Consider the following 26,190-nt stretch of genomic DNA (forward strand, 5'->3'; position numbering starts at 1 on the left):
ATGAGTGAAAAGAAAGTCACTATTTTCATTGATGACATGCCTTATCAGCTCAGCACTGAAGACAATTTGTTGGCTGGGGTGTTATCACAAAAATTAAACTTGCCTTATTTCTGTTGGCATCCGGCTATGGGCTCGGTTGGCGCTTGTCGTCAGTGCGCTGTTACGCAGTTTCAAGATCAAGCGGATCAACAGGGCCGCATTGTTATGGCTTGTATTACGCCAGTTACTGACGGTATGCGTATTAGTATTAAAAATAAAGCAGCTGGTGAGTTTCGCGAACAAGTTATTGCGGCGATGATGACTAATCATCCTCATGATTGTCCTGTTTGTGCTGAGGGGGGCGAGTGCCATTTACAAGATATGACGGTAATGACCGGCCACAGCGTACGAGCATATCAAGGCACAAAACGCACATTCACTAATCAATATTTAGGTGACTTGGTAGGTCACGAAATGAACCGTTGTATTACCTGTTATCGCTGTACACGTTTCTACAATGACTATGCGGGCGGTAAGGACTTTGGGGTTTATGGTTCAAAAAACCAAGTGTATTTTGGTCGCCAGTCTGATGGTGCTTTGGAAAGTGAATTTAGCGGTAACTTAGTGGAAGTTTGCCCAACTGGCGTGTTTACCAATAAAGTTTTTTCATCACACTATACCCGAAAATGGGATTTGCAATCTGCCCCGTCGGTTTGTAGTCATTGCTCTGTTGGTTGTAACTTAAGTATTGGCGAACGCTACGGTTCGGTGCGTCGAGTGATGAATCGCTACAATGTTGATATTAATGGCTATTTTATCTGTGACCGAGGTCGCTATGGTATCGGCTTTGTTAATGGCGAACAGCGTATCAGACAAGCTAAAGGTATTGCGCAGCAGTCACCTGCAGCCTTAACTAGATTAGATGTTGCTAAAGCTTTCTCGCATTTTAGAAAAAAACAATTTCTCGGTATTGGCTCTGCTCGTGCCTCATTAGAAGCGAACTTTTATTTAAAAAATATTGTCGGGGCTGAGCAATTTAGCCCAGGCTATAACGATGAAGAAATGAAAGTGGCGGCACAACATGCGCAATTACTGACCTCAAACAAAGCACCTAGCCTTGCTGAGATTGAAGACAGTGACTTTATTTTTATTATTGCAGAAGATATTAGCCAAACCGCGCCAAGAATGGCCTTGTCGGTGCGCCAAGCATTGCGTAATGCTGCTAAGACTAAAGCCGAAAAAATAGGTATTGCATCATGGCAAGACAGCGCGGTGCGAACCATTGGCGGTAAGTTACTGTCACCGTTATTTTCCCTGCAAAGTACCAGTACTAAACTCGATGATGTTTGTCAGCAAGCATTACTTTTACCTGTAGAGCAAATATCAAAATGTTTAGCGACACTGGAAAAGCTTTTACAACTGGGCAATGCTCAAACGATTAACCATGACCAAGCTTTAGCAAAAGCCGTTAATCACTTAGCTGAGCAAGATCAGTTGAGCGTCACTGAACAAGGTTTTATTGTTTCAGTTTATAAAGCCTTGCGTAAAGCCACTAAGCCGTTATTTATTTCAGGTACCAGTGGTGTTTGTGCCAACGTACTGAGTAATATTGCCAATTTAATGTCGGCGTTTACAGCACAAAATAAGCTGATAGCACCAGGGTTAATTATTGTGCCGCCGTGCAGTAATAGTGTTGGGTTATTATCGATTTTAGATGAAAAATCATTATCTATTGAGCAAGTCTTAGCGCAGCTTAATGACCCAGATAAAAGCTATCAAGGACTGATTTTACTCGAGCAAGAACTGGCAAATCTCTCAGCGGTTCAAATCACGCAGTTACGAAAATCAGCGCAAACCCTGATTGTGCTAGATCATTCAGCGCACCGACTTTCAAGTATCGCCGATATTGTTTTACCTGTTGCGGCGGTTAGCGAAGGAGATGGTCATTATGTTAATTACCAAGGCCGAGCCCAAGAGTTTTTTCAAGTGCATCCTCCTGTTTTACCCATACAAGAAAGCTGGCGTTGGTTAGATAATATAGCCGATATTGTCGGTATAAAAGTGACCAGTAAAGCCTCAGACGCAGCTGACCTTGAGTCAAATTACTATACTCAAGTTGTCGCTAAAAAAACTCGCTATGAATCACTGACGCAGTTGCATCAATTTTTTCTTGATACTTATGCTCAATGGCCAAAGTTAATAACAAAAAAGGGAGATAAAACACAGCGTGATAAGAGCCAGCAAAAAGCCATTGCGAGAATGAGTCACCGAGCCAGTGGCCGAACAGCTCAAATGGCTAATATCACAGTTCATGAAGCAAAAACCACCCAAAAAATTGATGATAACTTTACTTTTTCAATGGAAGGTAAAGCAACTGGACAAAGTAGCGACATGCCCTTTACTTGGGCGCCAGGGTGGAATTCAAATCAAGCGATTGGCCAATTTCAAACAGAAATTAATGGTGCTTTATTGAAGGCAAGCGCTGCGGTATTTATCCCACTATCAAGTGCATTAGCCAACAACCCTTGCTGGCGATTAACTAAGAGTATTAAAAATAGTACTTTTAAAAGTGAGGCTGCTGACAGTACGGTCGCTAAAAATAAAACGGCTAATCACTTAATTTATGTTCAACAAAAAAATGTTTATTTCAGTGAGTGGCAAGCATCGCTCACCGCTGAATTTCAAATGCTGCGACAAAGTAATCGAATCTATATTAATGCTAAGACAGCTCAGCAAGCCGAGGTTACAAAAGGCCAGTGGGGTAAAATTATTTTTTTAGCGACAAACGAAAAAATGCTATTGGTTAATCAAACAGTCATCAGTCAAATTTTTATTGTTAATGATTTGCCTGACACTTTAGTTTTTGGCAACTTCGCCCTCTGTCAGTCGCTGCATCATCAACTAGAAATGACAATATCCTTAGCGTGTGAGCAAGAAGTTACTGATTATCTTGCTCAATTTAATGATGCGTTAATAGCGGCGAAAAAAAGTAAAGAAAACATACTTGAGAGCTTGAAAATAAAGGATCAAACCATTCCTATTCGACTGTTTTCAGGAGGGTTGAATGATGGCTGACATGCTTTGGAAGCTATTTGAAATAACCACTATTATCGCCTTGCTTATCCCTATAGCCGCGATGTTGGTATGGGTTGAGCGCCGAATGATAGGTATATGGCAAGACCGTTGTGGTCCAAATCGCGTTGGGCCATTTGGTGTTTTACAATCATTGGCAGATTTATTGAAAATTCTGGGTAAAGAAGATTGGATCCCGCCTTTTAGTGATCGTTTAGTCTTTGTGCTAGCACCCGTGATTGGTGCTATGTGCGTCTTAATGAGTTTCGCCGTAGTCCCTTTCTCTCCAAGCATTGGCGTTTCTGATTTAAACATTGGCTTACTATTTTTTCTCGCTATGGCTTCTCTCGCTGTTTACAGCGTGGTGTTGGCAGGTTGGGCGTCAAACTCTAAGTATGCTTTGTTAGGCGGCATGAGAGCGGCGGCTCAAACTGTTAGCTATGAAGTGTTTATGGGCTTGTCTGTAATGGGCGTGGTGCTACTTACAGGTAGCTTTAATTTGCGTGAAATCGTGTTGGCACAAACCGATGGCTGGCTTATTCAATCACAATTTGTTGGCTTTTTTATTTTCTTAGTGGCTGGTATTGCTGAAAGTCATCGACTGCCTTTTGATTTGCCAGAAGCTGAAACTGAACTCACCGCGGGTTTTCATACCGAATATTCTGGGCTGAAATTTGCCTTGTTTTTTCTCGGTGAGTATTTAAGCGTTACCTTAATATCAGCCATGTCAGTGGTACTGTTTTTTGGCGGTTGGTTAATGCCAGAGCCGCTTGCTTCATGGTTGCCTCCATTGCTGTGGTTTATTATTAAAATTATGTTTTTTGTGATGTTTTTTATTCTGCTTAGAACATCGCTGCCACGACCACGTTTTGACCAACTACTCAAGTTTGGCTGGGTTGTTATGTTGCCTTTAGCGTTATTAAACCTTTTGGTCACCGCAGTATTGCGCTTAACGGGAGTGCTATAACTATGATTAATTATCGGCAAACTTATACAGTTACTTTTAAGGCAAACGGGGGCGAAAATGTTTAGTCAACTTCGAACCATTTGGTTAGTGCTTAAACACACATTTACCAAAGCCGATACGGTCCAGTATCCAGAAGAAAAATCTTATTTAGCACCCAGATACCGAGGTCGCATTGTGCTGACCCGAGACCCTGATGGCGAAGAGCGCTGCGTGGCCTGTAACCTTTGTGCGGTGGCTTGTCCGGTTGATTGTATTGCCTTGCAACAAGTGGTTGATGACGATGGCCGTAAACGTGCTGATTTTTTTCGTATTAACTTTTCACGTTGTATTTTATGTGGTTTTTGTGAAGAAGCTTGTCCGACTTATGCCATTCAGTTAACCCCAGATGTGGAATTGGCAGAATACGATAGGCAAAACTTAGTTTATGAAAAACAGCACCTACTGATTAATGGTCCAGGTAAATATCCAGATTATAGTTTTTATCAACAATCAGGTATTGCGATTGCAGGTAAAGGCAAGGGACAAGCAGAGCAGGAAAGGCCACCCATTGATATTAAAGGATTAATGCCATGAATTGCGAACTCTTTATGTTATATAAAGCTAAAAATAGTGGCAAGGAGAGAGAAAATGTTAGCTAATTTAACCTCAATTGAAAGCTTATTTTACCTTGCTGGTTTGGTCGCTGTTATTGCTAGTTTAAAGGTGGTTACTGGCCATAATACCGTGCACGCCTTGTTGTATTTAGTGGTGTCGTTATTAGCTGTTGCGGTTTGCTTTTATTTAATGGGAGCGCCGTTTGCTGCTGGATTAGAAGTGATTGTTTATGCAGGCGCAATCTTAGTGTTATTTGTTTTTGCCGTACTGATGTTTGGCTTAGGTAAAGATGAAACAACAAACGCACCTAAGCATAAAGGTTTAGCTAATATGCTGGGCGCGATGTTGTTGGCGTTTGCGCTGTTAGTAGAAATTATCGTTATTATTAATAATGCCGATATGCAACAAAACTTACAAGCTACGGTTATTAGTTCAAAAACGGTGGGAATTATGTTGTATGGCCCCTATTTACTTGCCGTTGAAATTGCTTCCTTTCTACTCTTATCCGGTTTACTCGCCGGTTATCACTATGCAAAACCTGATGTTACTGGCGGGCCATTATGACCACTATTCCCTTGTTTCATGTGCTTATTTTATCAAGTCTATTGTTTGCCATTGGCTTTGTTGGTGTGGTGGCAAGAAAAAACACACTATTTATGTTGATGAGTTTAGAAATTATGCTAAATGCTGTTGGCGTTGCCTTTATTGGTGCGGGCAGCGTTTGGCAACAAGCGGATGGACAGGTGATGTTCATTTTAATTTTAACGCTTGCCGCTGCTGAAGTCGCCGTAGGCTTGGCGTTATTAATCCGTATGCAGAAGAAATACCACTCTTTAGATATTGATTTGTTAAATCAGATGAAGGGGTAATAACAGTGTTATTAGCGAGTTTACCTTTTTATCCCTTAGTGAGCTTCTTAGTGTTAATTGCCTTTAGCAAAAGACTGTCATGGCAGCTTGCGGCTATCATGAGTGTCAGTAGCATGGCACTGACGGTATTAGTTAGCGCGATATTATTGTTTGAATTATCCACTAGCCAAAACCAAGTGCTAAGCGTCAACCTCTGGCATTGGTTTGATTTATCTAGTCAACTGGGGACGGGTGAAGTTAACGTGCGCTTTTACCTTGATGGCTTATCCGCTGTTATGATCAGTGTTGTTAGCGGTGTGGGTTTTCTTATTCATTTATTTGCTGCTATTTACATGAAAGCTGATGCGAATTTCTCACGTTTTATGGCGTATATGAACCTATTTATTGTCGCTATGTTGATATTGGTCTTAGCGGATAATTTAGTGCTGCTCTATTTGGGCTGGGAAGGTGTGGGTTTATGTAGCTTTTTATTGATTGGCTTTTGGTATCAAGAAAAAAACAATGTTTTAGCTGCGCGTAAAGCTTTTATTGTTACCCGTATTGGTGATACCTCGATGGCGATAGGCTTGCTGTTAATGTTTAATACCTTTGGCGAATTAAATATAGCCGCGGTAACAACACTGGCTCAACAAGCCAATATGGTTACTGGCCCTAATTCTGTTTCTAGTGCAGAGCAAGCCAACAATATTTATTGGATTGCCTTATTATTACTTGGCGGCGCTGTGGGTAAATCAGCGCAATTGCCACTGCAAACTTGGTTACCTGATGCTATGGCAGGGCCAACGCCGGTGAGCGCCCTAATACATGCCGCGACTATGGTCACGGCAGGGGTGTATTTAATTGCCCGTATGCATGGCATTTTTTTATTAGCACCTGAAGTCATGAATTATATCGCTTGGTTGGGGGCACTGACCTTATTACTCGCCGGCGTTGCTGCACTCGCGCAAACTGATATTAAACGAGTTTTGGCCTATTCAACCATGAGCCAAATTGGTTATATGATGCTGGCGCTCGGAGCGGGTGCGTGGTCTGCTGGCGTTTTTCATTTAATGACCCATGCTTTTTTTAAAGCGCTGTTGTTCTTAACGGCAGGTGCGGTTATTTATGCGCTACATCATCAACAAAATCTTTTTAAAATGGGCGGTTTATGGAAGCAGCTACCCTTTGAAACGAGTTTATTTGTGGTGGGTTTAATTTGTTTGATGGCGCTACCTGGTACTTCTGGTTTTTTCTCTAAAGAAGCGATTATTGCCCAGCTTTGGTCGTCCAATACGGCAGGGCCGATGTTATGGTGGTGCGCTATTCTAGGGGCGTTATTAACCAGTATTTATAGTTGTCGGTTATTTTTTCTGGCTTTTCTGGGTACGGAACGCTGCACTGAAAAACCCCAGGCTGAAAAGAATGTATTACTGCGTAGTGCATTGATTATTTTGGCCTTGTTATCTTTATTTGGTGGACTTATTCCGCTTGATCTTACGTTGGTGTTTTCAGCGGCTATTCAAAGACCTTTAGTACAGTTGATTGAGCCTACTTGGTTACATAGCCTTGCCATAATAACGCCATTTATCGGTATGTTGTTTTCTTGGTTTTATTTCAAAAATTATCGTCGTTCGCCGCTTAAAGGTACTGAGCAACATATTGAGGCGAGTGAAGGTAAATTTGTGCTGTTCTGTCGTCAAGGTTTAGGTTTTGATGCGTTTTATAATGGGCTGTTAGTTAAGCCTTATCAGTGGCTTGCCCAAGTAAATAAACGCGATATTTTTGACCAAATTATTATGCTCAATGCTTGGTATGTTGGATTATGGCACGATAGTTTGATTCTAGTGCAAAATGGTAGTTTACGCTGGTATTTAGCTGCTTTTGGACTAGCGATAATCTTGCTGTTAGGAGTGAGTTTTTTATGACAGTAACTTTAATTATGCTGGCATTAGTTATTGCGGGTGCATTGGCCTGGCGAGCTGAAACATACTGGCAAGGTAGTGCTAAATGGCTAGCGCTAATTAGCTTAGCTTTATTAGCCACAGTTTTTGCGGTCTTTGTTATCGACTACGCTATTAACCACAATAATGACTTTGCGCAGTTACAGGTATTGAGCCGAGTAAATTGGATTCAAACCTTTAATATTCAATATAGTATAGCGCTTGATCAGTTGAGTATTGTATTAATAGCGCTGACCTGGCTGTTAGCGATTATTTGTGTGTTAGTTTCTTGGCATGAAATTAAGCACCATGTTGGTTTTTACTATTTTAATTTACTGTTAACTATTGCTGGCATTATTGGGGTTTTTGTTGCGGTTGATATGTTTCTTTTCTTCTTTTTTTGGGAAGTCATGTTACTGCCGATGACCGCTATTATTGCTATTTGGGGCCATGAAAAAAGACACTTTGCTGCGTTGAAATTTTTCATTTTTACCCAAGTCAGTAGTTTGCTGATGCTAGTGGCTATTATTGCCACCGGCTATTTTCATTTATTACAAACGGGGCAGTTAAGTTTTTATTACCTAGATTGGTTGATGTTGGATATACCGCTGTCCATGAGTCAATATTTAATGTTAGGTTTTTTTATTGCTTTTGCGGTTAAGTTACCTTCTGTGCCGTTGCACAGTTGGCTACCTGACGCGCATACCCAAGCGCCAACCGCGGGCAGCGTATTACTTGCCGGCGTATTATTAAAAACGGGCGCTTATGGCTTAATACGTTTTGTTATTTTTTTGTTCCCACAAGCCAGTACGCAATTTGCCCCTATTGCCGCGACATTGGCGGTGGTAAGTATTGTGTATGGTGCAAAAATGGCCTTTGCCCAACAAGATTTTAAACGTTTAGTGGCTTATAGCAGTATTAGCCATATGGGCTTTGTCATGTTGGCACTTTTTGCTTTTAATAGTGTGGCTTATCAAGGGGCTATTGTGACTATGGTAGCACATGGCCTTAGTAGCGCTGCTTTATTCGCGCTCGCAGGCATGATTTATCAACGTATTCATAGTCGAGATTTGGCCGATATGGGCGGCTTTTGGCAAAGTGCACCTCGTATGGGGGGATTTGCTTTGGCCTTTGCGGGTGCTGCTTTTGGTTTACCGGGTTTAGCTAATTTTATCGGTGAATTTTTCAGTCTAGTGGGTGTGTTTCAAGTCTTGCCTGAATTTGCCATTATTGCTGCTCTTGGGCTTATTGGCTCAGCTATTTATGGCATGGTGCTGTTTCAATCAAGTTTTCAAGGTACGCCAAGACAAGACATTATTGATTTACAGCCTAGGGAGCTGATTATTTGTGGCTCATTATTATTGATGCTCTTAGCCATTGGTTTATATCCAAGGCTATTGCTTAAATTCTCATTTGGAGCCTAAGTGATGATGTCTATAACAAGTAACTCACCACCTTTACTTACCATGACCATGGCCGGCGCAATTTTGCCCCAACTCATTATCGCTTTTGGCATCACCTTAGCGTTATTGCTGGTGGCTTGGAAAAGATCACAACGCACCATCGCGGTATTCTCCTCTTTGATACTTTTTACCGCCTTGATAGCCAATGTTAGCTTGCTAGCCATGCCAACAACCCAAGTAACGCAATTGTTAAAAGCTGATGGTTACAGTCGCTTTGCTTTTAGCTTGATACTGATTTCAGCCTTGGTGGCTTTACGTATGAGCCATAGTTTTCTTAAAGCGCATATAGAAGTGCATGATGAATATTATTTATTGTTATTGCTACTCGTACTTGGGGCGGGCGTTTTGGTTACTAGCGACCATTTTGCCAGTTTATTTTTAGGCTTTGAGCTGCTAAGCCTAAGTTTGGTCGGGCTAGTGGGTTATCATCGAGAGAGTCATTACAGTGTTGAAAGTGCTTTTAAATATCTGGTATTAAGCGCCACCGCATCGAGTTTTATGCTCTTGGGTATTGCCTTTATTTATAGCGTTACCGGGGATATGAGCTTTAACGCCACGACAGCTTCTGCAATATACCATCAGCAAGATTTAGGCATGTTTTTTCAGCTAGGGCTGTTGTTATTCGTTTCTGGCATCGCCTTTAAATTATCAATTGCGCCGTTTCATTTCTGGACACCTGATGTTTATCAAGGAGCACCAACACCAATCACTATGTTGATGGCCACCATATCAAAAGTCGCTATGTTCGTTGTTTTGCTTAAGTGCATTATTGCTCAGCGCTATTGGTTACACGACAGCTTTCAATTATTTTTGATGTCATTTGCGGTGATTTCCATGTTGCTAGGTAATGTGATGGCACTTAAACAGCAACATTTAAAACGCTTATTGGCTTATTCATCGATTGCCCATATGGGCTACTTACTGATTGTTATCATTGTGAGTTCAGCGCAAAGTTTGGCGTTTACTTGGCAAAGTGCGTTATTTTATTTAGCGGCCTATACCCTGGCTAACCTATCAATTTTTATCGTTATTGCCTTAATTCAGCAGCAAAATACCCGCGCGGCTTTTAAAGAAGATATTTTATTAGCAGACTTACAAGGTTTATTTTGGCGCGTACCGAGTTATGGTTTGTTGATGTTACTTGGCTTGCTGAGTTTAGCGGGCATTCCTTTAACCATGGGTTTTATTGGTAAATTCTATATCTTAAGTCAGGCAACTATTGCTCATGCTTGGTGGTTAATTGCCACGCTTATTGTCGCTAGTGGTATCAGTTTAGCTTACTATTTGCCGATGATATTTAAAATTTTTGCCGATGCGCCATCTGATGCGCTATCCGATACGCAAAAAATTAACGGTAACGTTAAAGCGCTTAGAGGGCATATTATTGAGCAAGTATTAGTGTACAGCTTTATTGCCTTTGGCTTGGTCTTTGGCATCTTACCTGAAGTGATTAATCAACTTATCGCTTCCTAGCTATTGTGAGCAAGCTCGCTAATTGATGGTCATTTTTAGCAAATATATCGAATTTGTGTATCTATTATTGACGGCTCACAAGCAATAGAGATTAATGCCCTCGATGGTAATTTTGATATTGACCATAGTTCAGGCAATATTAGTTCAGGCGACCTTTTTTTAAAAGGTCTGTCAGGCAGGGCACTTTTGAACATGGCTCAGGTGACTTAAGGGTTAAAAAAGTAGATGGCGAGATCACTATTGACGATGGCTTTGGTGATCTCGAGATAGAGCAAGCTAGCGGGTTAAAAATCCTGGCAAGTGGCTCAGGTGGTTTACGGATTAAAAAGGTAAAATCCGGCTTTGAAATCGAGAGTTAAGTAAGATTCGTTTAAATTATTGTAGAATGTTCAGCACAGCGTAAAGTGCCATTTTTAGGTTTTTATGCTTTTTTTACTGTTTAATAGCGTTTAATACACATTATAGCTTGTATAAATTAACAACATCCGTATAATGCGCGCCTCTGTAATCGTCAATCAAAAAAGTTTCCAAGTGAAACTTAGCGAATTATAGAAACTTAAAATGAGTGGGGTATATCCGCCCATAGACTTGCCCAGTTAACCTTTCAACGTTAACGTAAGAATGTGCCTTAAGTCTTCCTGGTGGTTTCCTCGTATATGTACGTAGGAATTTTGGCGCATAGCCAGTTTCTACCATGAGAAGACAAAAATTATATGACTGATCTTAACAACGCCTCTGTAGGCTTTGACGCCCTTGGTTTGCCTGAAAACTTAGTATCTGCTGTAAAAGCACTAGGTTTTGAATCATCTACTGCAATTCAAGCGCAAACAATTCCCCCTTTACTTGCTGGTAAAGACGTCCTTGGTGAAGCGCAAACAGGTACCGGTAAAACGGCTGCATTTGGTTTGCCTGCACTAGCAAAAATTGACGTAACTATTCGTAAACCACAATTAATGGTTTTAGCGCCAACGCGTGAGTTAGCGATTCAAGTAGCAGAAGCAATTGAAACATTTGCACAACACATGAAAGGTTTACGTGTTGCTACTTTATATGGTGGTCAATCGTACCAGCCACAATTTCAACAACTAGAACGTGGTGCACAAGTTGTTGTTGGTACTCCTGGTCGTTTGATGGATCACTTACGTCGTAAGAGCCTTAAACTAGATAACTTATCATTTTGTGTGCTTGATGAAGCTGATGAAATGTTAAACATGGGCTTTTTAGAAGACATTGAGTGGATCCTTGAGCACTTACCAAAAGAAACACAAATGGCATTGTTTTCTGCAACTATGCCAGCGCAAATTCGCAAAGTAGCGAATCGCTTTTTGAAAAATCCTGAGCATATTAAAATTGCGGCAGTGAAAAAAGAAAAAGCCAATATTACTCAATATGCATGGAAAGTTAGCGGCATTAACAAAATGACAGCTTTGGAGCGTATTGCTGAAACTGTTGAATACGATGCGATGCTAATTTTCGTACGTACTCGTAATGATACCATTGACGTTGCTGAAAAATTAGAACGTGCAGGTTATGCTTCTGTTGCCTTAAACGGTGACATGAACCAAGCACAGCGTGAACGTACTGTTGACCAACTTAAATCAGGTGCGTCATCAATTCTTGTAGCAACTGATGTTGTTGCTCGTGGTCTTGATATTCCTCGTCTTTCATTAGTTATTAACTATGATTTACCAGGTGACAACGAAGCTTATGTTCACCGTATTGGCCGTACTGGCCGTGCAGGACGTAGTGGTACAGCAATTTCATTTGTTCGTCCACGCGAAATGTATTCTTTACGTCATTATGAACGTTTAACTTCTGGTACGATTGCTATGTACGACTTACCAAATATTCAAGAAATTGGTAAGGCACGTATTGAGCGCACTTGTACTGAGTTAGCGAGTATTGTTGCTGATAAAGAGTTAACGGCAATGCGCGAAATTATTGAAACTATGGCGAGTGAGTCAGAACTTTCAATGACAGATTTAGCTGCAGCGTTACTTTATCACAAACAGTTAAAGCAGCCTCTACAGCCGAAAGAAGATCCAAAGCCTCGTCGTGATGCACGTGAAAGAAATGATCGTGACAGCAAAGGTGGTGAAAGTCGTGGTGCTCGTAATGACAGCCGTGGCGGTCGTAATGAAGCCCGTGGCGGTCGCAGTGAAGCCCGTGGTGATAGTCGTAATGAGAACCGTCCAGAGCGCGCTCCTCGTAAAGCGAAAGTTGCACGTTCAGATGTAGATTGGCAGACTTACCGCCTAGAAGTAGGTAAAGAGCATGGTGCACGTCCTGGTGATATCGTTGGCGCTATTGCTAATGAAATTTCATTAGACAGCAGCTACATTGGCGCGATTAACTTACACGACAAACATAGTTTTGTGCAATTACCTAAAGGTATGCCTGACAAGTCATTTACGCAATTAAAGCGTGTTCGTGTTCGTCGTCAAGCATTAGAGATTACGGTTTCTGATACTCAGACACCAGCAGCATCGTCTGAGCGTCCACGTAAAGAGCAACACACTAGCAGCTAGTTCATTAGTATAAATAGCATGCTTAAAGCGCTAATTCTTCACTAGAATTGGCGTTTTTTTTTGCCTGTAGCATTCAGTTCAAGCACAGGTTCTTTTAATAGCAGTTTCATTAATTATCGGGTCTACTTTATAGACAGGTAAAATGATCAGAAAATTAGTGAAATTGGTATAACGAGTCTCTTAATTTATTGAAGATTTTTTGACGGTTAACTGAACGAATTGTCGAGCCTTAAACTGGCTGTAAATATATAGTTACATCTGTGGGTGTTGCTAGCTATAGCTTAGATCCTCATCACTCACAATTCATCTGTCTTGCACGTAAAAATAGATTTACGCCTCAAAAAATGTCAGTTTTTTCATTCACTTCCTCTGCGATGAATTCACGGTGATAATCGCCTCATTGCTACAATGAGAGAAACAACTATGACAGAATTAACAAAGACAGAATTAACAAACCCACTTAATTTACGTGGTATCGAATTTATTGAATATGCATCGCCAGATTCTGACTTTATGGAAAATGCGTTTTATGGTTTTGGCTTTTCAAAAACAAAAAAATTCACAGGCCGCGATATCGATTATTTTAATCAGAACGATATTCATTTTTTATTAAATCATGAACAAGCGGGTTTTTCTAAAGAGTTTGCTAAAAGCCACGGCCCAGCAATTTGTTCAATGGGTTGGCGAGTAGAAAATGCCGATTTTGCCTTTGAACAAGCGGTTGTTCGTGGTGCAAAGTCAGCGCAAGACGTTGATAATAAATTACCTTACCCCGCTATTTTTGGTATTGGTGATAGCTTAATTTACTTCATTGAGAAATTTGGCGCTAAAGGCTCAATATATGAAGATGATTTCGAAGATATTGCTGAACCTGTATTAGTAAAAGATAAAGGCTTTAAAGCCGTTGATCATTTAACTAATAACGTTTACCAAGGCACAATGGAGCATTGGGCTAATTTTTATAAAAACATCTTTGGTTTTACTGATATTCGCTACTTTGATATTAAAGGGGCAAAATCGGCGTTGGTTTCATACGCTTTACAATCGCCTTGTGGCACTTTCTGTATTCCTATTAATGAAGGGAAAGGTACCAGCAATAACCAAATAGACGAATATTTAAATGAGTATAATGGTCCAGGTGTACAACACTTAGCTTTTATTTCAGATGATTTATTGGGCTCTTTAGATCAATTAGATAAAAACATCATTGATACCTTAAATATCGTACCTGAATATTATGATGATGTGTTTGATCGTATTCCTTGGGTAAAAGAAGATCACCAGCGCATTCGTGATCACCAGGTATTAGTCGATAGCCAAAACGAAAATTCATACTTGTTACAGATATTCACTAAGAATATTTTTGGACCTATTTTTATTGAAATGATCCAACGTGTTGATGACCAAGGTTTTGGCGAAGGTAACTTCACCGCTTTATTTAAGTCAATCGAACTTAACCAGATAGAACGTGGCGTGCTTTAAGCTAATTTATAGCGCTATAATTTATCTAAAAAGCCAGCATTTGCTGGCTTTTTTATGTTCTGACATAACCCAAGAACCAAAGTTTGTCTGGCTAGGGATATAAGTTCCCTATCCAACTCTAGTCGCTGCGTTTATGTAGGGACAGGCTAATAACCTAAGTACTGCATCCGTGTTGGCAATATCATGGCTATATAGCTGTTCTTAGCCATTGATGTCATACGATATTAGCCTCTCTTGATAATTGCTCCCGTATATACGCTAATAAGCTTCATTCATTGATGAAAGTGTAGGTTAATACGACAGAGTCATTATTTTCAGGACAGCAATAGACTAATCACCTAGCTATGGTGTCAATGCTAGTAAATCATATAACCTAAATTGTAGAGCCAGAGTCAGAGCTAGGTTATGTTATTTCAGGTAAAAAAAAAAGCGCCAGAAGGCGCTTTTGATCGTCATGTCTAATGCAAGTATTTACTTACTTAGCGCATCACCTAAATGAGGTCGAATATCTTTTAAAATTTCTTTTGCTAAGCGCGGGCTACTTGCGACAATATTGCCTGAGTTACCGTGATTATGGCCACCAACAAAGTCAGTGACTAAACCACCCGCTTCAATGACCATTAATTCACCTGCGGCGCTATTCCAAGGTTTTAAACCAATTTCAAAGTAACCGTCAACACGGCCAGCAGCCACGTAAGCTAAATCTAGAGCGACACAGCCAGCATGACGCATATCAGATGTTTTACCAAAGAGTGTTTTAAACATTTGTAAATAAGCATCAGTGTGTTGCTTATGTTTAAACGGGAAGCCGGTCGCTAAAATAGAACCTTTAAGTTCTTTAGATTGTTTTACGCGAATACGGAAACCGTTTAGTTGAGCACCTTTACCACGACTTGCGGTAAATAACTCACCACGAATGGGATCGTAAATAACTGACTGGTCTAATTTGCCTTTAACTTTTAAAGCAATTGACACGGCAAAGTGTGGAATACCTTTAACAAAGTTAGGCGTTCCGTCAAGCGGGTCAATAATCCACTGATAGTCGTTGTCTTTACCTTCAATTAATCCACACTCTTCACCAATAATAGTGTGATTAGGGTAAGATTTTTGAATTGTTTCAACAATAGCTAGTTCAGCACTTATATCAACATTAGTAACGATATCGTTCGTACCCTTAGATTCAATTTCAATCTTATCTACTTGTTCAAAAGCGCGCAAAACTACTTTGCCCGCAGCACGCGCAGAGCGCACGGCAATATTTAGCATCGGATGCATTATCGACTACCCTATATGTTGTAAAATGTCATAAACAGCTATGTAAAAGAACGAGGTTAACCTTAAGCGCCATACGATGATGAACCCCTAAAATTAAGCGCGCGAATTATAGCAAAATAATTATTACTTTGCGACACTCTTATTTATCATTAATGAACTGATATCCGTTAGGTCAGATAAAGTCATAACGAATAAGGTAAAACTTACCCTATTTTCTTCGTCTTATAAGCAAAAGAGCTAGGCCATATTGATAAACACTATAAAACTAATATAAAAGCCGTGATTTTTTCTCAGTACAAGGATAATGTTCTGTGTTAACATTATCGGCAATTTTAGCCGTCTAGATAGGTAGTGTTGTTAGCTAATTACAGTCATGTTAACTAATTATTGCCCTCGAATTAAGTAAGTGTAGATAATGTCAGATTCTTTATTAAGTAAGGTTCGTATCGTTCTTGTTAATACCTCAGATTGTCGTAATATCGGCTCAGCCGCTCGCGCCATGAAAACCATGGGTTTAACTGATCTCATTTTAGTTGATCCTATTGAAATGCCCAATGGTCAAGCACAAGCTTTAGCTGCTGGTGCAACCGATGTCTTAAAAAATGCCAAAGTCGTGGCAACACTCGAAGAAGCCATTAAAGATTGTGGTTTAGTCGTTGGGACAAGTGCTCGGTCGCGCACGTTACCTTGGCCCATGCTAGAGCCTAGAGGTTGTGGCGAAAAACTGATCACAGAAGCAGAAGAATATCCTGTGGCATTAGTCTTTGGCCGTGAGAGTAGTGGCTTAACGAATGAAGAACTTCAGTTATGTAACTTTCATGTGCAAATTCCAGCAAATCCAGAATACAGCTCATTGAATTTGGCTATGGCAGTACAAACCTTAAGTTATGAAGTGCGTACAAGCTTCCTAATCCATCAACAACAAGCCTTTACTCTGAATGAAAATGAAGAATATCCGCTTGCTGAGGAAACAGAGCGCTTTTATCAACATTTTGAAAATTCACTAAAAGCAACGGGCTTTATTATGCCAAGTCACCCAGGTTTAGTGATGACTAAGCTGCGCCGTTTGTTTAACCGTGCACGACCCGATGTAAAAGAATTGAAAATGATGCGTGGTATTTTAGCCTCAGTTGAACGCACTGCAAAAGCCTCTAATATTGAAAAAAACAAAGATTAATTATAGCGTTAGTTAGTCACTTAACTCAGTGACTAATTCTGATTACAGCATAGAGAATTAAGGAACGTGGTATGTTTAACCGCATGAAAGAAGACATCAATAGTGTATTTGACCGAGATCCTGCCGCACGTAATGTTTTTGAAATTTTAACCAATTATCCTGGCCTCCACGCCGTGTGGTTTCATCGTTTAAGTCATCGTTTGTGGAAATGTAATTGGAAATGGTTAGCGCGAACACTATCAACATTTTCTCGTTGGTTAACGGGTATTGAGATCCACCCGGGTGCGACTATTGGTCGGCGATTTTTTATTGACCATGGTATGGGTGTGGTCATCGGTGGTACCGCTGAAATAGGTGACGATGTCACTTTATACCAAGGGGTTACGTTAGGCGGCACAAGTTGGAAAGAAGGCAAGCGCCATCCAACCTTAATGAATAATGTTGTTATTGGTGCCGGTGCTAAAATTTTAGGTCCAATTACCATTGGAAAGAACGGCAAGGTAGGTTCTAACTCCGTGGTGGTAAAAGATGTGCCTGAAAACGGCACAGCTGTTGGTATTCCCGCTCGCATTGTTAACGCTAAAAAGGATGATAGTGCCGCTGAAAAACGTGAGAAAGTAGCAAAAAAATATGGCTTTGATGCTTATGCGGTGGCTACTGACAATCCAGATCCCGTCGCTAAAGCGATAGGTCGTTTACTTGACCATATGCATTTAATGGAAAATAAAGTTTCTGATTTATGTCGAGAGGTTAATCAGCTTGGTGGTCATGTTTGTCAAGAAGCGCTGCCTGAATTAAGGGTCGGTGAATTTGACGAAGATGAGAAAGCGGCAGCAAAACGTCGAGAAAGCGTAACAGAATCTTTTGACCCAGCAATTTAGTCATTGTTTATTTGCAGCTAGAGATTATGCTTGCTGCAAGCGAACATTTAGCCTAGCTATTGATACTAAATTTCTACCCCAGCTTTACTTCATTTAGAGGTTATTAAACATTAGAGTGATGTAAACTTTAATGTTTCTTCCTTCGTATTGACTAACTATTAAAGGCGAGTATAATACTTGAGTAAATCAGTCGGGTATTTAGTTGACTATATTGTAGGGACATGTAAATTCGTAGGGATATGTAAAATTGCCAACGAATTGATAGGGGTAATAAATGAAATTGACGTCTAAAGGCCGATATGCAGTAACAGCAATGCTTGATGTAGCTATTCATGCGGTAACAGGACCTGTTCCACTGGCTGATATTTCTGAGCGCCAAGGCATCTCACTATCATATCTAGAGCAACTTTTTTCACGGCTGAGAAAATACGGACTAGTCAATAGTGTTCGTGGGCCAGGTGGCGGTTACCGGTTAGGACAATGTTCAGCGCAAATTACCATTGCTGATGTTATCAACGCTGTTGACGAAAGTATCAATGCAACTAAATGTGGTGGTACAGGTAATTGTCAAGACGGTCAGCAATGCTTAACGCATTATTTATGGACCGATTTAAGCGATAGAATTGAAGATTTTTTAAAAGGCATTTCACTTGCCGAGCTCGTCGAGCAACGAAATGTAAAAATAGTGTCACAACGACAAGATAAAGCGACAGCGAAAGCTCGCAAATCCCCTTCGTTAGAGACCTTAATTACTACCCGCAATATTATGAATGACTGGCATTAATAGCTGGTTCAACTGGAGATTATTAATTAATGAAGCTTCCCATTTATTTTGATTATTCATCGACAACACCGGTAGACAAACGTGTTGCTGAAAAAATGATGCAATATATGACTACTGATGGTTTTTTTGGAAACCCAGCATCACGTTCACACAAATTCGGCTGGCAAGCTGAAGAAGCGGTTGATATCGCTCGTAATCAAATTGCTGATTTGATTAACGCCGACCCACGCGAAATTGTTATTACCTCAGGTGCAACAGAGTCTAATAACTTAGGTATTAAAGGTGCCGCTAAGTTTTACAGTAAAAAAGGTAAGCATATTATTACCTGTAAAACAGAACATAAAGCCGTACTAGATACTTGTCGTGAATTAGAACGTCAAGGTTTCGAAGTCACTTACCTTGATCCTGAAAGCAATGGTTTAATTGATTTAGACAAATTAAAAGATGCCATGCGTGAAGACACTGTTCTTGTTAGTATCATGCACCTTAATAACGAAATTGGTGTCATTCAAGATATTGCTGCTATTGGCGAAATGTGTCGCGAACGTAAAATTATTTTTCATGTTGATGCGGCGCAAAGTGCCGGTAAAATTGAAATTGATTTACAAGTTTTAAAAGTGGATTTAATGTCATTTTCTGCCCATAAAATTTATGGTCCAAAAGGCATAGGTGCACTTTATGTTAGTCGTAAACCTCGTGTGCGTCTTGAATCACAAATGCACGGTGGCGGCCATGAACGTGGTATGCGCTCAGGTACACTAGCCACTCACCAAATTGTGGGTATGGGTGAAGCATTTAGACTTGGAAAAGAAGAACTAGCACAAGACGCAATACACGTAACTAAAATGCGTGATCGTTTATGGGCTGGTTTAAACGACATGGAACAAGTTTTTGTTAACGGCGATTTTGACCAACGTTATCCAGGTAACTTAAATATCAGTTTCAACTTTGTTGAAGGTGAATCGCTTATCATGGCGTTAAAAGATTTAGCAGTATCTTCAGGTTCAGCCTGTACTTCTGCAAGTTTAGAACCATCGTACGTACTTCGAGCTTTAGGGCTAAATGATGAAATGGCGCACAGCTCAATTCGTTTTAGCTTTGGTCGTTTTACTACAGAAGAAGAAATAGATTATGCCATTGACCTGATTAAAAAGGCAATTGGCCATTTACGTGACATGTCACCGCTTTGGGAAATGTTCAAAGACGGTATCGATTTAGATTCAATAGAGTGGGCTGCTCACTAGAGCACCAGGAGAAATATTATGGCTTATAGCGAAAAAGTAATTGATCATTATGAAAATCCACGCAACGTTGGTTCTTTTGATAAGAATGATCCACTAGTTGCTACGGGTATGGTTGGCGCACCTGCATGTGGTGACGTAATGAAGTTACAACTTAAAATTTCAGCGGACGGCATTATTGAAGATGCGAAATTTAAAACTTACGGCTGTGGCTCTGCGATTGCCTCAAGCTCATTGGTAACAGAGTGGGTTAAAGGTAAGTCAATTGATGAAGCCGGTCTAATCAAAAACACGGCGATTGCTGAAGAACTTGCATTACCGCCAGTGAAAATTCATTGTTCAATCTTAGCGGAAGACGCAATTAAAGCGGCAATCGAAGATTACCGCAGTAAGCATAAAGGTTAAGCTGGAGACACAATATGAGTGTAACGATGACACCTGCTGCATCTGACAGGATCAAATCGTTTATCGAAAACCGAGGCAAGGGCCTCGGTCTACGATTAGGTATTAAAACAACGGGTTGCTCTGGTTTAGCTTATGTACTTGAATTTGTAGATGATCTAAATGACGACGACTCAATGTTTTCCATTAATGATGTTAATATCATTATTGACGGTAAAAGCCTGGTTTATCTTGATGGTATCGAACTTGATTTTATTAAAGAAGGTTTGAACGAAGGCTTTAAATTCACCAACCCAAATGCCAAAGGCGAATGTGGTTGTGGTGAAAGTTTTAATGTTTAATGAGCGATTAATTTCACTGGAGTTGTTGTGAATTATTTTCAGTTATTTGGTTTAGAAATTCAGTTTACTATTGACTTGGATAAGCTTTCAACACTTTATCAAACATTACAAAAAAAAGTACATCCTGATCGTTTTGCTCATGGTTCAAACCAAGAGCAAATGCTAGCCGTTAAAAAATCAACCTTGATTAACGATGCCTACCAAACGCTAAAAAAACCACTAAAACGCGCGCAATATCTCTTAGAATTGCGCGGTATTAGCATGCCTAACGAGCAAGCTTCTTTTGGTGATGTAAGTTTTTTAATGCATCAAATGGAACTGCGAGAAATGCTAGACGAAGTTAAGCATGCTGATGATGTTGATGCAGCTGTGTTTGACGCCTCACAAGTGTTTGAAGCAGAATTCCAGCAACTCTTTAATCAGCTGCAAAGTCAATTGGCAGAAAACACGCCAGACTCTAATAGCTTAGCTTGCGATAACTTAAGAAAACTTAAGTTTTATCAAAAGCTTAATATTGAGCTAGATAAGCTCGAAGAGTTATTGCTAGACGGCTGAGCATAAAAAATTAAGACGTTAACAACTACATTGATTTTTCTATGAAAAAACAATGTAGTGGTTAATACAAAATTCGTAAAACTATCACCTAACGAGCTTTTACAATGGCATTATTACAAATCGCTGAACCAGGGCAAAGTACAGTTCCTCACGCCCACCGCCTTGCGGCGGGTATTGATCTTGGTACGACAAACTCTTTAATTGCTAGCGTAAAAAGTGGCCTAGCGGAAACTATTGTTGATGATAATGGGGCTGATATTTTACCGTCAGTGGTCAGTTATCAAAGCAAGGGTATACTTGTCGGCCATGACGCAAAAGCGTTAGCCGTGAGTGACCCTGAAAATACTATCGTGTCAGCAAAGCGCCTAATTGGTCGCTCTAAAGCTGATATAACGACAAAATATGCCTCACTGCCGTATGCTTTTTCTGGTGATGAAAACCATCCCTCAATAGCAACTCGCACCGGCGAAGTGAATCCGGTACAAGTGTCGGCCGAAATACTTAAAACTTTAGTGAAACGAGCTGAATTATCGCTAGGCGGCGAACTAACCGGTGTGGTTATTACCGTGCCGGCTTATTTTGATGATGCACAACGCCATAGCACGAAAGATGCGGCAAAACTAGCCGGTGTCAATGTCTTACGTTTACTTAACGAACCGACAGCGGCCGCAGTTGCTTATGGTTTAGACACTGAACATCAAGGAAAACAAGAAGGAGTTGTTGCAGTTTATGATTTAGGCGGCGGCACCTTTGATATTTCCATATTACGCCTTAATAAAGGTGTATTTGAAGTGTTAGCTACCGGTGGTGATTCCGCGCTTGGTGGTGATGACTTTGATGGCATGCTGGTTGAACATCTGATCAATAAAGCTGGCTTAGTTCGCCCTTTGTCTGCTTCAATGGAACGACAATTAACCCAGCAAGCTTGTTTTGCTAAAGAGCAATTGTCAAACAGTGACAGTGTTGAAATATCACTAACACTTGCCAATGATGAAACTTGGACCAGCAGTTTTACCCGCGTTGAGTTTGAGCAGTTGATCGCGCCATTAGTAAAGAAAACACTGCGAGCATGTCGTCGAGCTGTTAAAGACGCAGAGCTAGAGATCAGTGATATTATTGAAGTGGTCATGGTCGGTGGTTCTACCCGTGTACCCTTAGTGCGTCAAGAGGTTGAAGATTTTTTCAAACGACAACCTTTAACCTCAATTGACCCTGATAAAGTCGTTGCTTTAGGTGCAGCCATTCAAGCTGACATTTTGGCGGGTAATAAGCCAGATAGCGATATCTTGCTACTTGATGTTATTCCTTTATCATTAGGTTTGGAAACCATGGGTGGGCTAGTTGAGAAGGTTATTTCGCGCAACACCACCATTCCAGTGGCTAAAGCGCAAGAATTTACCACCTTTAAAGATGGTCAAACGGCGATGGCTTTACATGTATTACAAGGCGAGCGTGAGTTAGTTGATGATTGTCGTTCATTAGCACGTTTTGAACTTCGTGGCATTCCGGCAATGACCGCTGGTGCTGCACATATTCGTGTCACCTTTAAAGTAGATGCAGACGGCCTGTTAGAAGTATCAGCGATGGAAAAATCAACCGGTGTTGAGTCGAGTATCACGGTTAAACCAAGTTTTGGTTTAGAAGCAGATGAAATCACTAACATGCTAAAAGACTCCATGGTAAATGCTGAGCAAGACATGCAAGTAAGGATGTTGAAAGAGCAGCAAGTTGAAGCGTCACAAGTGATTGAGTCGATTCAAGCGGCGCTTCTTGCGGATAGCGCTTTATTAAATGCAGCAGAAATCAGCAAAATAGATAGCGCTATTTCTGCACTGAAAAAAATAAGCCAAACAGGTAATGCCGATGAAGTTGAAGCGGCAATAGCGATATTAAATAATAGCACCGCCACATTTGCTGAACGTAGGATGGATTCATCTATAAGAACAGCATTATCTGGCCATTCAGTAGACGAGGTTTAGTCAAATGCCACAAATTATATTTTTACCCAACGCAGATCTTTGCCCAGAAGGCGCAGTAGTAGAAGCCGAAAAAGGCGAGAGCGTATTAGACGTAGCACTGAGAAATGATATTGGTGTTGAGCATGCATGTGAGAAAGTGTGTGCTTGTACCACGTGTCATATGATTATCCGTGAAGGTTTTGACTCTATCAAAGAGGGCGATGAACTCGAAGAAGATATGTTAGATAAAGCTTGGGGTTTAGAGCCTGAATCACGCCTTGGTTGCCAAGCATTAGTAGGCGACGAAGACTTAGTAGTAGAAATTCCTAAGTATACCGTTAATATGGTCTCTGAAACCCACTAGTTTCTCTGTCGGTAGCAGATAAAAAAGGGTAGTAACCGTGATGTTATTGCCCTTTTTTGATCAAGCCTATTGGCTGATTGAACTCACCTTTAGCAGGGACTTTAGTTAATTATTTTGACAATAGTGAGCAAGGATTACATTACTAACGCACTTGACATCGAGCACAGTAAGCTTTAATTATCGCTGATGGTTATTCTTTAAGTCATACTTAAATTGTGTAAATGTCAGTGTGAAGGATGACACATACTCACCACCTACAAGATATATTATTAATGAAAATTTACTTTATTAGCGTATTAGCTATTCGCATTTATATGACATAGCTAAATAGACACGTGATTAAAAATTTGCTTTAATCAAGGTTCAAGTTTTTTGCGTTGAGAGCGCTTTATAACCCAAGGAACGGATACCTATATTTTAAATAACTTCTAGGCATCATAAATTTGTCAGTACTATCTAAATCACAAACGATAAAAAGTTTAATCATCACTAATCAGTTTGCTACTGATATTTTGTTATTAAACACCCCAAATGAAATTTGGCAGTATTTAGCCCAAAATATTGTTGAAAAGCTTGGTTTTGACGATGCCGTTATTTACACTTTAGATGCTGGGGGGGAAACCTTAAGTCGCATGTCGGGCTTTGAAAAGAAAACCTCCTTTAACCATGATAAAAGTAGTAATATTGAAATAAGAAATACTTCGTCTAACTCGATAGTTATTCCTTTTAATGAAGGTGTTATTGGTAAGGTTGCGGCAACTAAGCAAGCGCTATTAGTCAAAGATATTCGAAAATTTGAAGGCTATATTGTTGAAGATGAAACCACGTTATCAGAGTTAGCGGTTCCTATTTTATTTAAAGAGCAATTATTAGGTGTTATTGACAGCGAACATGCACGGGTTGATTTTTACACTGAATATCACCTGAGAACACTGACTGCATTAGCTTCTCTTACCGCAATGAAAATATCTCAAATCATCAAAGTTGATGGCCTGGAAGAGGTGATTGAAAATTTAGAATATGCCAATAAAATTCAAGATGCCCTATTTGAGATTGCTGAACTTACCTTTACCACTAGCACTATGGGTGATTTTTATCGGAGTTTACATCAATGTATTGGCCGTATTACTTTTGCAAAAAACTTTTTTGTTGCCTTACTTAAAGATGACGGAAAAACCATCGAATTTCCTTATGCGGTAGACGAACTTGACCACGATATTGTTGACGAGTTAGATCAAGGAAAGATTTTCGAACAAGTAGCTATTGATCCACAACATTTAAGTATTACAGGCTATGCCCTGTTAAAAGATAAACCTTTTCTATTATATGAAAAAGATATTCAAAAAATGCTGGATAACAAAGAGCTCTATATTTTAGGCAGCATAGCAAAAGCTTGGTTAGGCGTGCCTTTTGGTCGCGGTGATAATAAAGGTATTGTCGTTGTACAAAGTTATAGCACTGACTTTTTATTCCAAGAAAAAGACAAACAACTATTATCTTTTGTCGCGAAGCACATCCATAACGCCATTGAAAGAATGGCAGCTCAGCAGAAGTTGCAGTTTTTAGCATTACATGATCCTTTGACAGACTTACCTAATAGATCGCTTTTTAAAGATAGAATGCAACACGCGTTTTTACATTGTCAGAATAATCGCCAAGACAATTTAGCCATACTGTTTATCGATGTAGATAGATTTAAGCAAGTTAACGACACTTATGGTCACCATGTTGGTGATAAGTTACTTATTGCTATTGTAAAATCAATAACGACAACTTTAAGAAACACCGATACATTGGCACGTTTAGGTGGCGATGAATTTGCCATACTGCTTGATGGTAAGATTGATTATGAGACCATTTGTCGGGTAACAGAAAGTATTATCGAGGCGACATCCGGGGCTTTCACTATCGATGGTTTGAATATTTCTAGTAGTGTCAGTATTGGCATCGCCACTTACAGTGATGCGAGTGAGAGTGCTGATCAATTATTGATTGATGCTGATCATGCTATGTACAAAGCTAAGCTCAAAGGCCGTAATCAGTATGTCTTTTTTGAAGCACTTGAAGAACAAAATAAATCAACCAATGTTAAAGTTGAGTACGATTTCGATCATGCCGTTAAAAATCTTGAGTTTATCGGCAATTATCAACCGCTAATTGATTTTGATACCGGTGATGTTATTGGTGCTGAAATTTTGGTACGTTGGCAGCATCCTAAATTAGGCCTGTTATTTCCAGATATTTTTATTCCTATTTTAGAAAGATCAGGGCAAATAGTGCAGCTTGATCTTTATATGCTGAAGTTGGCGGTGAACAACCTCAAGCTTTGGGCAGATTGGCTGCCAGAAAAATTTAAGCTCAATGTTAATGTCTCAACATCAGGTTTTGCGTCACAAGATTTTATTAATTATTTGCAAGAACAACACCTTGAGTCTGCAGGTGTTACTGAACGATTATGCGTAGAAATTACTGAAGCAAGTCTAATTCTAAATGCTGATGCCGTGAAAAAACATCTAGATATTTTGAAAAGTCTTAATATTTCAGTCGCCTTAGATGACTTTGGTACGGGTTTTTCGTCGCTGAGTTATTTACATCAATTTTCTTTAAATTATTTGAAAATAGATAAAAGCTTTGTTGATGACATCAATGAAGTGAGCAGTAAGGTCTTGATATTAGACGCTGTGGTTAATTTAGCTAAAGCATTGAAAATAAAAACCACAGCAGAGGGTATTGAAACTAAAGCGCAATATCAAAAGCTTAAAGAAATCGGTTGTGATTTAGGACAAGGCTATTATATTGCAAAACCGCTACTGGATACTGACTTTAAACGTTTTCTTTTAAACAGGGGCAATTAACTTTAAATCGC

The 26,190-nt window shown here is 40.0% G+C and carries 21 protein-coding genes; 20 read left to right on the top strand and 1 reads right to left on the bottom strand.

The annotated features are described in order from the left end of the window. The 10 genes from nuoG to hppD all read left to right on the top strand — a co-directional run bounded on the left by nuoG (window position 1) and on the right by hppD (window position 14,346). Complete coding sequence (gene nuoG / locus H4J65_RS02875) at window positions 1–3,054, top strand: NADH-quinone oxidoreductase subunit NuoG (protein WP_182195268.1); 3,054 nt, start codon at window positions 1–3, stop codon at window positions 3,052–3,054. Then, complete coding sequence (gene nuoH / locus H4J65_RS02880) at window positions 3,044–4,018, top strand: NADH-quinone oxidoreductase subunit NuoH (RefSeq protein WP_310649839.1); 975 nt, start codon at window positions 3,044–3,046, stop codon at window positions 4,016–4,018. Before nuoG ends, nuoH begins: the two co-directional genes overlap by 11 nt. Before the next feature lie 12 nt (window positions 4,019–4,030). Next, a complete protein-coding gene (gene nuoI, locus H4J65_RS02885; protein ID WP_404851934.1) occupies window positions 4,031–4,591 on the top strand; it encodes an NADH-quinone oxidoreductase subunit NuoI in 561 nt (186 codons plus the stop codon). A gap of 54 nt (window positions 4,592–4,645) precedes the next feature. Beyond that, window positions 4,646–5,176: an NADH-quinone oxidoreductase subunit J gene (gene nuoJ, locus H4J65_RS02890; RefSeq protein WP_220460935.1), complete on the top strand. Its 531-nt coding sequence runs from the start codon at window positions 4,646–4,648 to the stop codon at window positions 5,174–5,176. Further along, on the top strand, window positions 5,173–5,481 hold the full coding sequence (gene nuoK / locus H4J65_RS02895; RefSeq protein WP_182138317.1) for an NADH-quinone oxidoreductase subunit NuoK: 309 nt from the start codon (window positions 5,173–5,175) through the stop codon (window positions 5,479–5,481). Before nuoJ ends, nuoK begins: the two co-directional genes overlap by 4 nt. Window positions 5,482–5,486: 5 nt before the next feature. Then, on the top strand, window positions 5,487–7,385 hold the full coding sequence (gene nuoL / locus H4J65_RS02900; protein ID WP_310649911.1) for an NADH-quinone oxidoreductase subunit L: 1,899 nt from the start codon (window positions 5,487–5,489) through the stop codon (window positions 7,383–7,385). After that, a complete protein-coding gene (locus H4J65_RS02905; RefSeq protein ID WP_182195275.1) occupies window positions 7,382–8,824 on the top strand; it encodes a NuoM family protein in 1,443 nt (480 codons plus the stop codon). The genes nuoL and H4J65_RS02905 overlap by 4 nt, the downstream gene beginning before the upstream one ends. Window positions 8,825–8,827: 3 nt before the next feature. After that, entirely contained in the window at window positions 8,828–10,336 is a 1,509-nt protein-coding gene (locus H4J65_RS02910) for an NADH-quinone oxidoreductase subunit N (RefSeq protein ID WP_182195278.1), read from the top strand. A 713-nt stretch (window positions 10,337–11,049) separates the two neighbouring features. Continuing rightward, window positions 11,050–12,864: a DEAD/DEAH box helicase gene (locus tag H4J65_RS02915; RefSeq protein WP_182138320.1), complete on the top strand. Its 1,815-nt coding sequence runs from the start codon at window positions 11,050–11,052 to the stop codon at window positions 12,862–12,864. A 423-nt stretch (window positions 12,865–13,287) separates the two neighbouring features. Next, window positions 13,288–14,346: a 4-hydroxyphenylpyruvate dioxygenase gene (gene hppD / locus H4J65_RS02920; protein WP_182138321.1), complete on the top strand. Its 1,059-nt coding sequence runs from the start codon at window positions 13,288–13,290 to the stop codon at window positions 14,344–14,346. 471 nt (window positions 14,347–14,817) lie between these two features. On the opposite strand, the gene suhB is transcribed toward hppD, so the two are convergent. Beyond that, the gene (gene suhB, locus H4J65_RS02925; RefSeq protein WP_182184465.1) at window positions 14,818–15,621 is read right to left on the bottom strand and encodes an inositol-1-monophosphatase; all 804 of its coding nucleotides are present in this window, start codon (window positions 15,619–15,621) and stop codon (window positions 14,818–14,820) included. Between the two features lie 415 nt (window positions 15,622–16,036). Here suhB and trmJ point away from each other — a divergent pair, with 415 nt between their 5' ends. The 10 genes from trmJ (at window position 16,037) to H4J65_RS02975 (ending at window position 26,179) form a co-directional block, all read left to right on the top strand. After that, complete coding sequence (gene trmJ, locus H4J65_RS02930) at window positions 16,037–16,798, top strand: tRNA (cytosine(32)/uridine(32)-2'-O)-methyltransferase TrmJ (protein WP_182138323.1); 762 nt, start codon at window positions 16,037–16,039, stop codon at window positions 16,796–16,798. Between the two features lie 71 nt (window positions 16,799–16,869). Further along, window positions 16,870–17,679 carry a serine O-acetyltransferase gene (cysE, locus tag H4J65_RS02935; RefSeq protein ID WP_182138324.1) on the top strand — a complete coding sequence of 270 codons (810 nt, stop codon included), beginning with the start codon at window positions 16,870–16,872 and terminating at the stop codon, window positions 17,677–17,679. 274 nt (window positions 17,680–17,953) lie between these two features. Continuing rightward, window positions 17,954–18,463 carry a Fe-S cluster assembly transcriptional regulator IscR gene (iscR, locus tag H4J65_RS02940; protein WP_182138325.1) on the top strand — a complete coding sequence of 170 codons (510 nt, stop codon included), beginning with the start codon at window positions 17,954–17,956 and terminating at the stop codon, window positions 18,461–18,463. 29 nt (window positions 18,464–18,492) lie between these two features. Then, a complete protein-coding gene (locus H4J65_RS02945; protein ID WP_182138326.1) occupies window positions 18,493–19,707 on the top strand; it encodes an IscS subfamily cysteine desulfurase in 1,215 nt (404 codons plus the stop codon). Window positions 19,708–19,725: 18 nt separating this feature from the next. Further along, window positions 19,726–20,109, top strand: coding sequence for a Fe-S cluster assembly scaffold IscU (gene iscU / locus H4J65_RS02950; protein WP_182184463.1), 384 nt, complete (start codon window positions 19,726–19,728; stop codon window positions 20,107–20,109). Between the two features lie 14 nt (window positions 20,110–20,123). After that, window positions 20,124–20,447, top strand: a complete 324-nt coding sequence (gene iscA / locus H4J65_RS02955; protein ID WP_182138328.1) for an iron-sulfur cluster assembly protein IscA — start codon at window positions 20,124–20,126, stop codon at window positions 20,445–20,447. A gap of 27 nt (window positions 20,448–20,474) precedes the next feature. Next, window positions 20,475–21,002 carry a co-chaperone HscB gene (gene hscB, locus H4J65_RS02960; RefSeq protein WP_182195281.1) on the top strand — a complete coding sequence of 176 codons (528 nt, stop codon included), beginning with the start codon at window positions 20,475–20,477 and terminating at the stop codon, window positions 21,000–21,002. A 104-nt stretch (window positions 21,003–21,106) separates the two neighbouring features. Then, the gene (hscA, locus tag H4J65_RS02965) at window positions 21,107–22,981 is read left to right on the top strand and encodes a Fe-S protein assembly chaperone HscA (protein WP_182195284.1); all 1,875 of its coding nucleotides are present in this window, start codon (window positions 21,107–21,109) and stop codon (window positions 22,979–22,981) included. A gap of 4 nt (window positions 22,982–22,985) precedes the next feature. Continuing rightward, window positions 22,986–23,324 (top strand): ISC system 2Fe-2S type ferredoxin, encoded by a 339-nt coding sequence (gene fdx / locus H4J65_RS02970; protein ID WP_182138331.1) that lies wholly within the window; start codon window positions 22,986–22,988, stop codon window positions 23,322–23,324. Window positions 23,325–23,767: 443 nt separating this feature from the next. Beyond that, window positions 23,768–26,179, top strand: a complete 2,412-nt coding sequence (locus tag H4J65_RS02975; protein WP_182195287.1) for an EAL domain-containing protein — start codon at window positions 23,768–23,770, stop codon at window positions 26,177–26,179. Window positions 26,180–26,190 lie beyond the last annotated feature (11 nt).

Source organism: Colwellia sp. MB02u-9, from assembly GCF_014077085.1.
GTDB lineage: Bacteria > Pseudomonadota > Gammaproteobacteria > Enterobacterales > Alteromonadaceae > Cognaticolwellia.

Excerpts from the sequence above, each read along its gene's own strand:
- nuoG (WP_182195268.1), top strand. The coding sequence starts at position 1 with ATGAGTGAAAAGAAAGTCACTATTTTCATTGATGACATGCCTTATCAG.
- nuoH (WP_310649839.1), top strand. The coding sequence starts at position 3,044 with ATGATGGCTGACATGCTTTGGAAGCTATTTGAAATAACCACTATTATC.
- nuoJ (WP_220460935.1), top strand. The coding sequence starts at position 4,646 with ATGTTAGCTAATTTAACCTCAATTGAAAGCTTATTTTACCTTGCTGGT.
- nuoK (WP_182138317.1), top strand. The coding sequence starts at position 5,173 with ATGACCACTATTCCCTTGTTTCATGTGCTTATTTTATCAAGTCTATTG.
- H4J65_RS02905 (WP_182195275.1), top strand. The coding sequence starts at position 7,382 with ATGACAGTAACTTTAATTATGCTGGCATTAGTTATTGCGGGTGCATTG.
- H4J65_RS02910 (WP_182195278.1), top strand. The coding sequence starts at position 8,828 with ATGATGTCTATAACAAGTAACTCACCACCTTTACTTACCATGACCATG.
- H4J65_RS02915 (WP_182138320.1), top strand. The coding sequence starts at position 11,050 with ATGACTGATCTTAACAACGCCTCTGTAGGCTTTGACGCCCTTGGTTTG.
- hppD (WP_182138321.1), top strand. The coding sequence starts at position 13,288 with ATGACAGAATTAACAAAGACAGAATTAACAAACCCACTTAATTTACGT.
- suhB (WP_182184465.1), bottom strand. The coding sequence starts at position 15,621 with ATGCATCCGATGCTAAATATTGCCGTGCGCTCTGCGCGTGCTGCGGGC.
- trmJ (WP_182138323.1), top strand. The coding sequence starts at position 16,037 with ATGTCAGATTCTTTATTAAGTAAGGTTCGTATCGTTCTTGTTAATACC.
- cysE (WP_182138324.1), top strand. The coding sequence starts at position 16,870 with ATGTTTAACCGCATGAAAGAAGACATCAATAGTGTATTTGACCGAGAT.
- iscR (WP_182138325.1), top strand. The coding sequence starts at position 17,954 with ATGAAATTGACGTCTAAAGGCCGATATGCAGTAACAGCAATGCTTGAT.
- H4J65_RS02945 (WP_182138326.1), top strand. The coding sequence starts at position 18,493 with ATGAAGCTTCCCATTTATTTTGATTATTCATCGACAACACCGGTAGAC.
- iscU (WP_182184463.1), top strand. The coding sequence starts at position 19,726 with ATGGCTTATAGCGAAAAAGTAATTGATCATTATGAAAATCCACGCAAC.
- iscA (WP_182138328.1), top strand. The coding sequence starts at position 20,124 with ATGAGTGTAACGATGACACCTGCTGCATCTGACAGGATCAAATCGTTT.
- hscA (WP_182195284.1), top strand. The coding sequence starts at position 21,107 with ATGGCATTATTACAAATCGCTGAACCAGGGCAAAGTACAGTTCCTCAC.
- fdx (WP_182138331.1), top strand. The coding sequence starts at position 22,986 with ATGCCACAAATTATATTTTTACCCAACGCAGATCTTTGCCCAGAAGGC.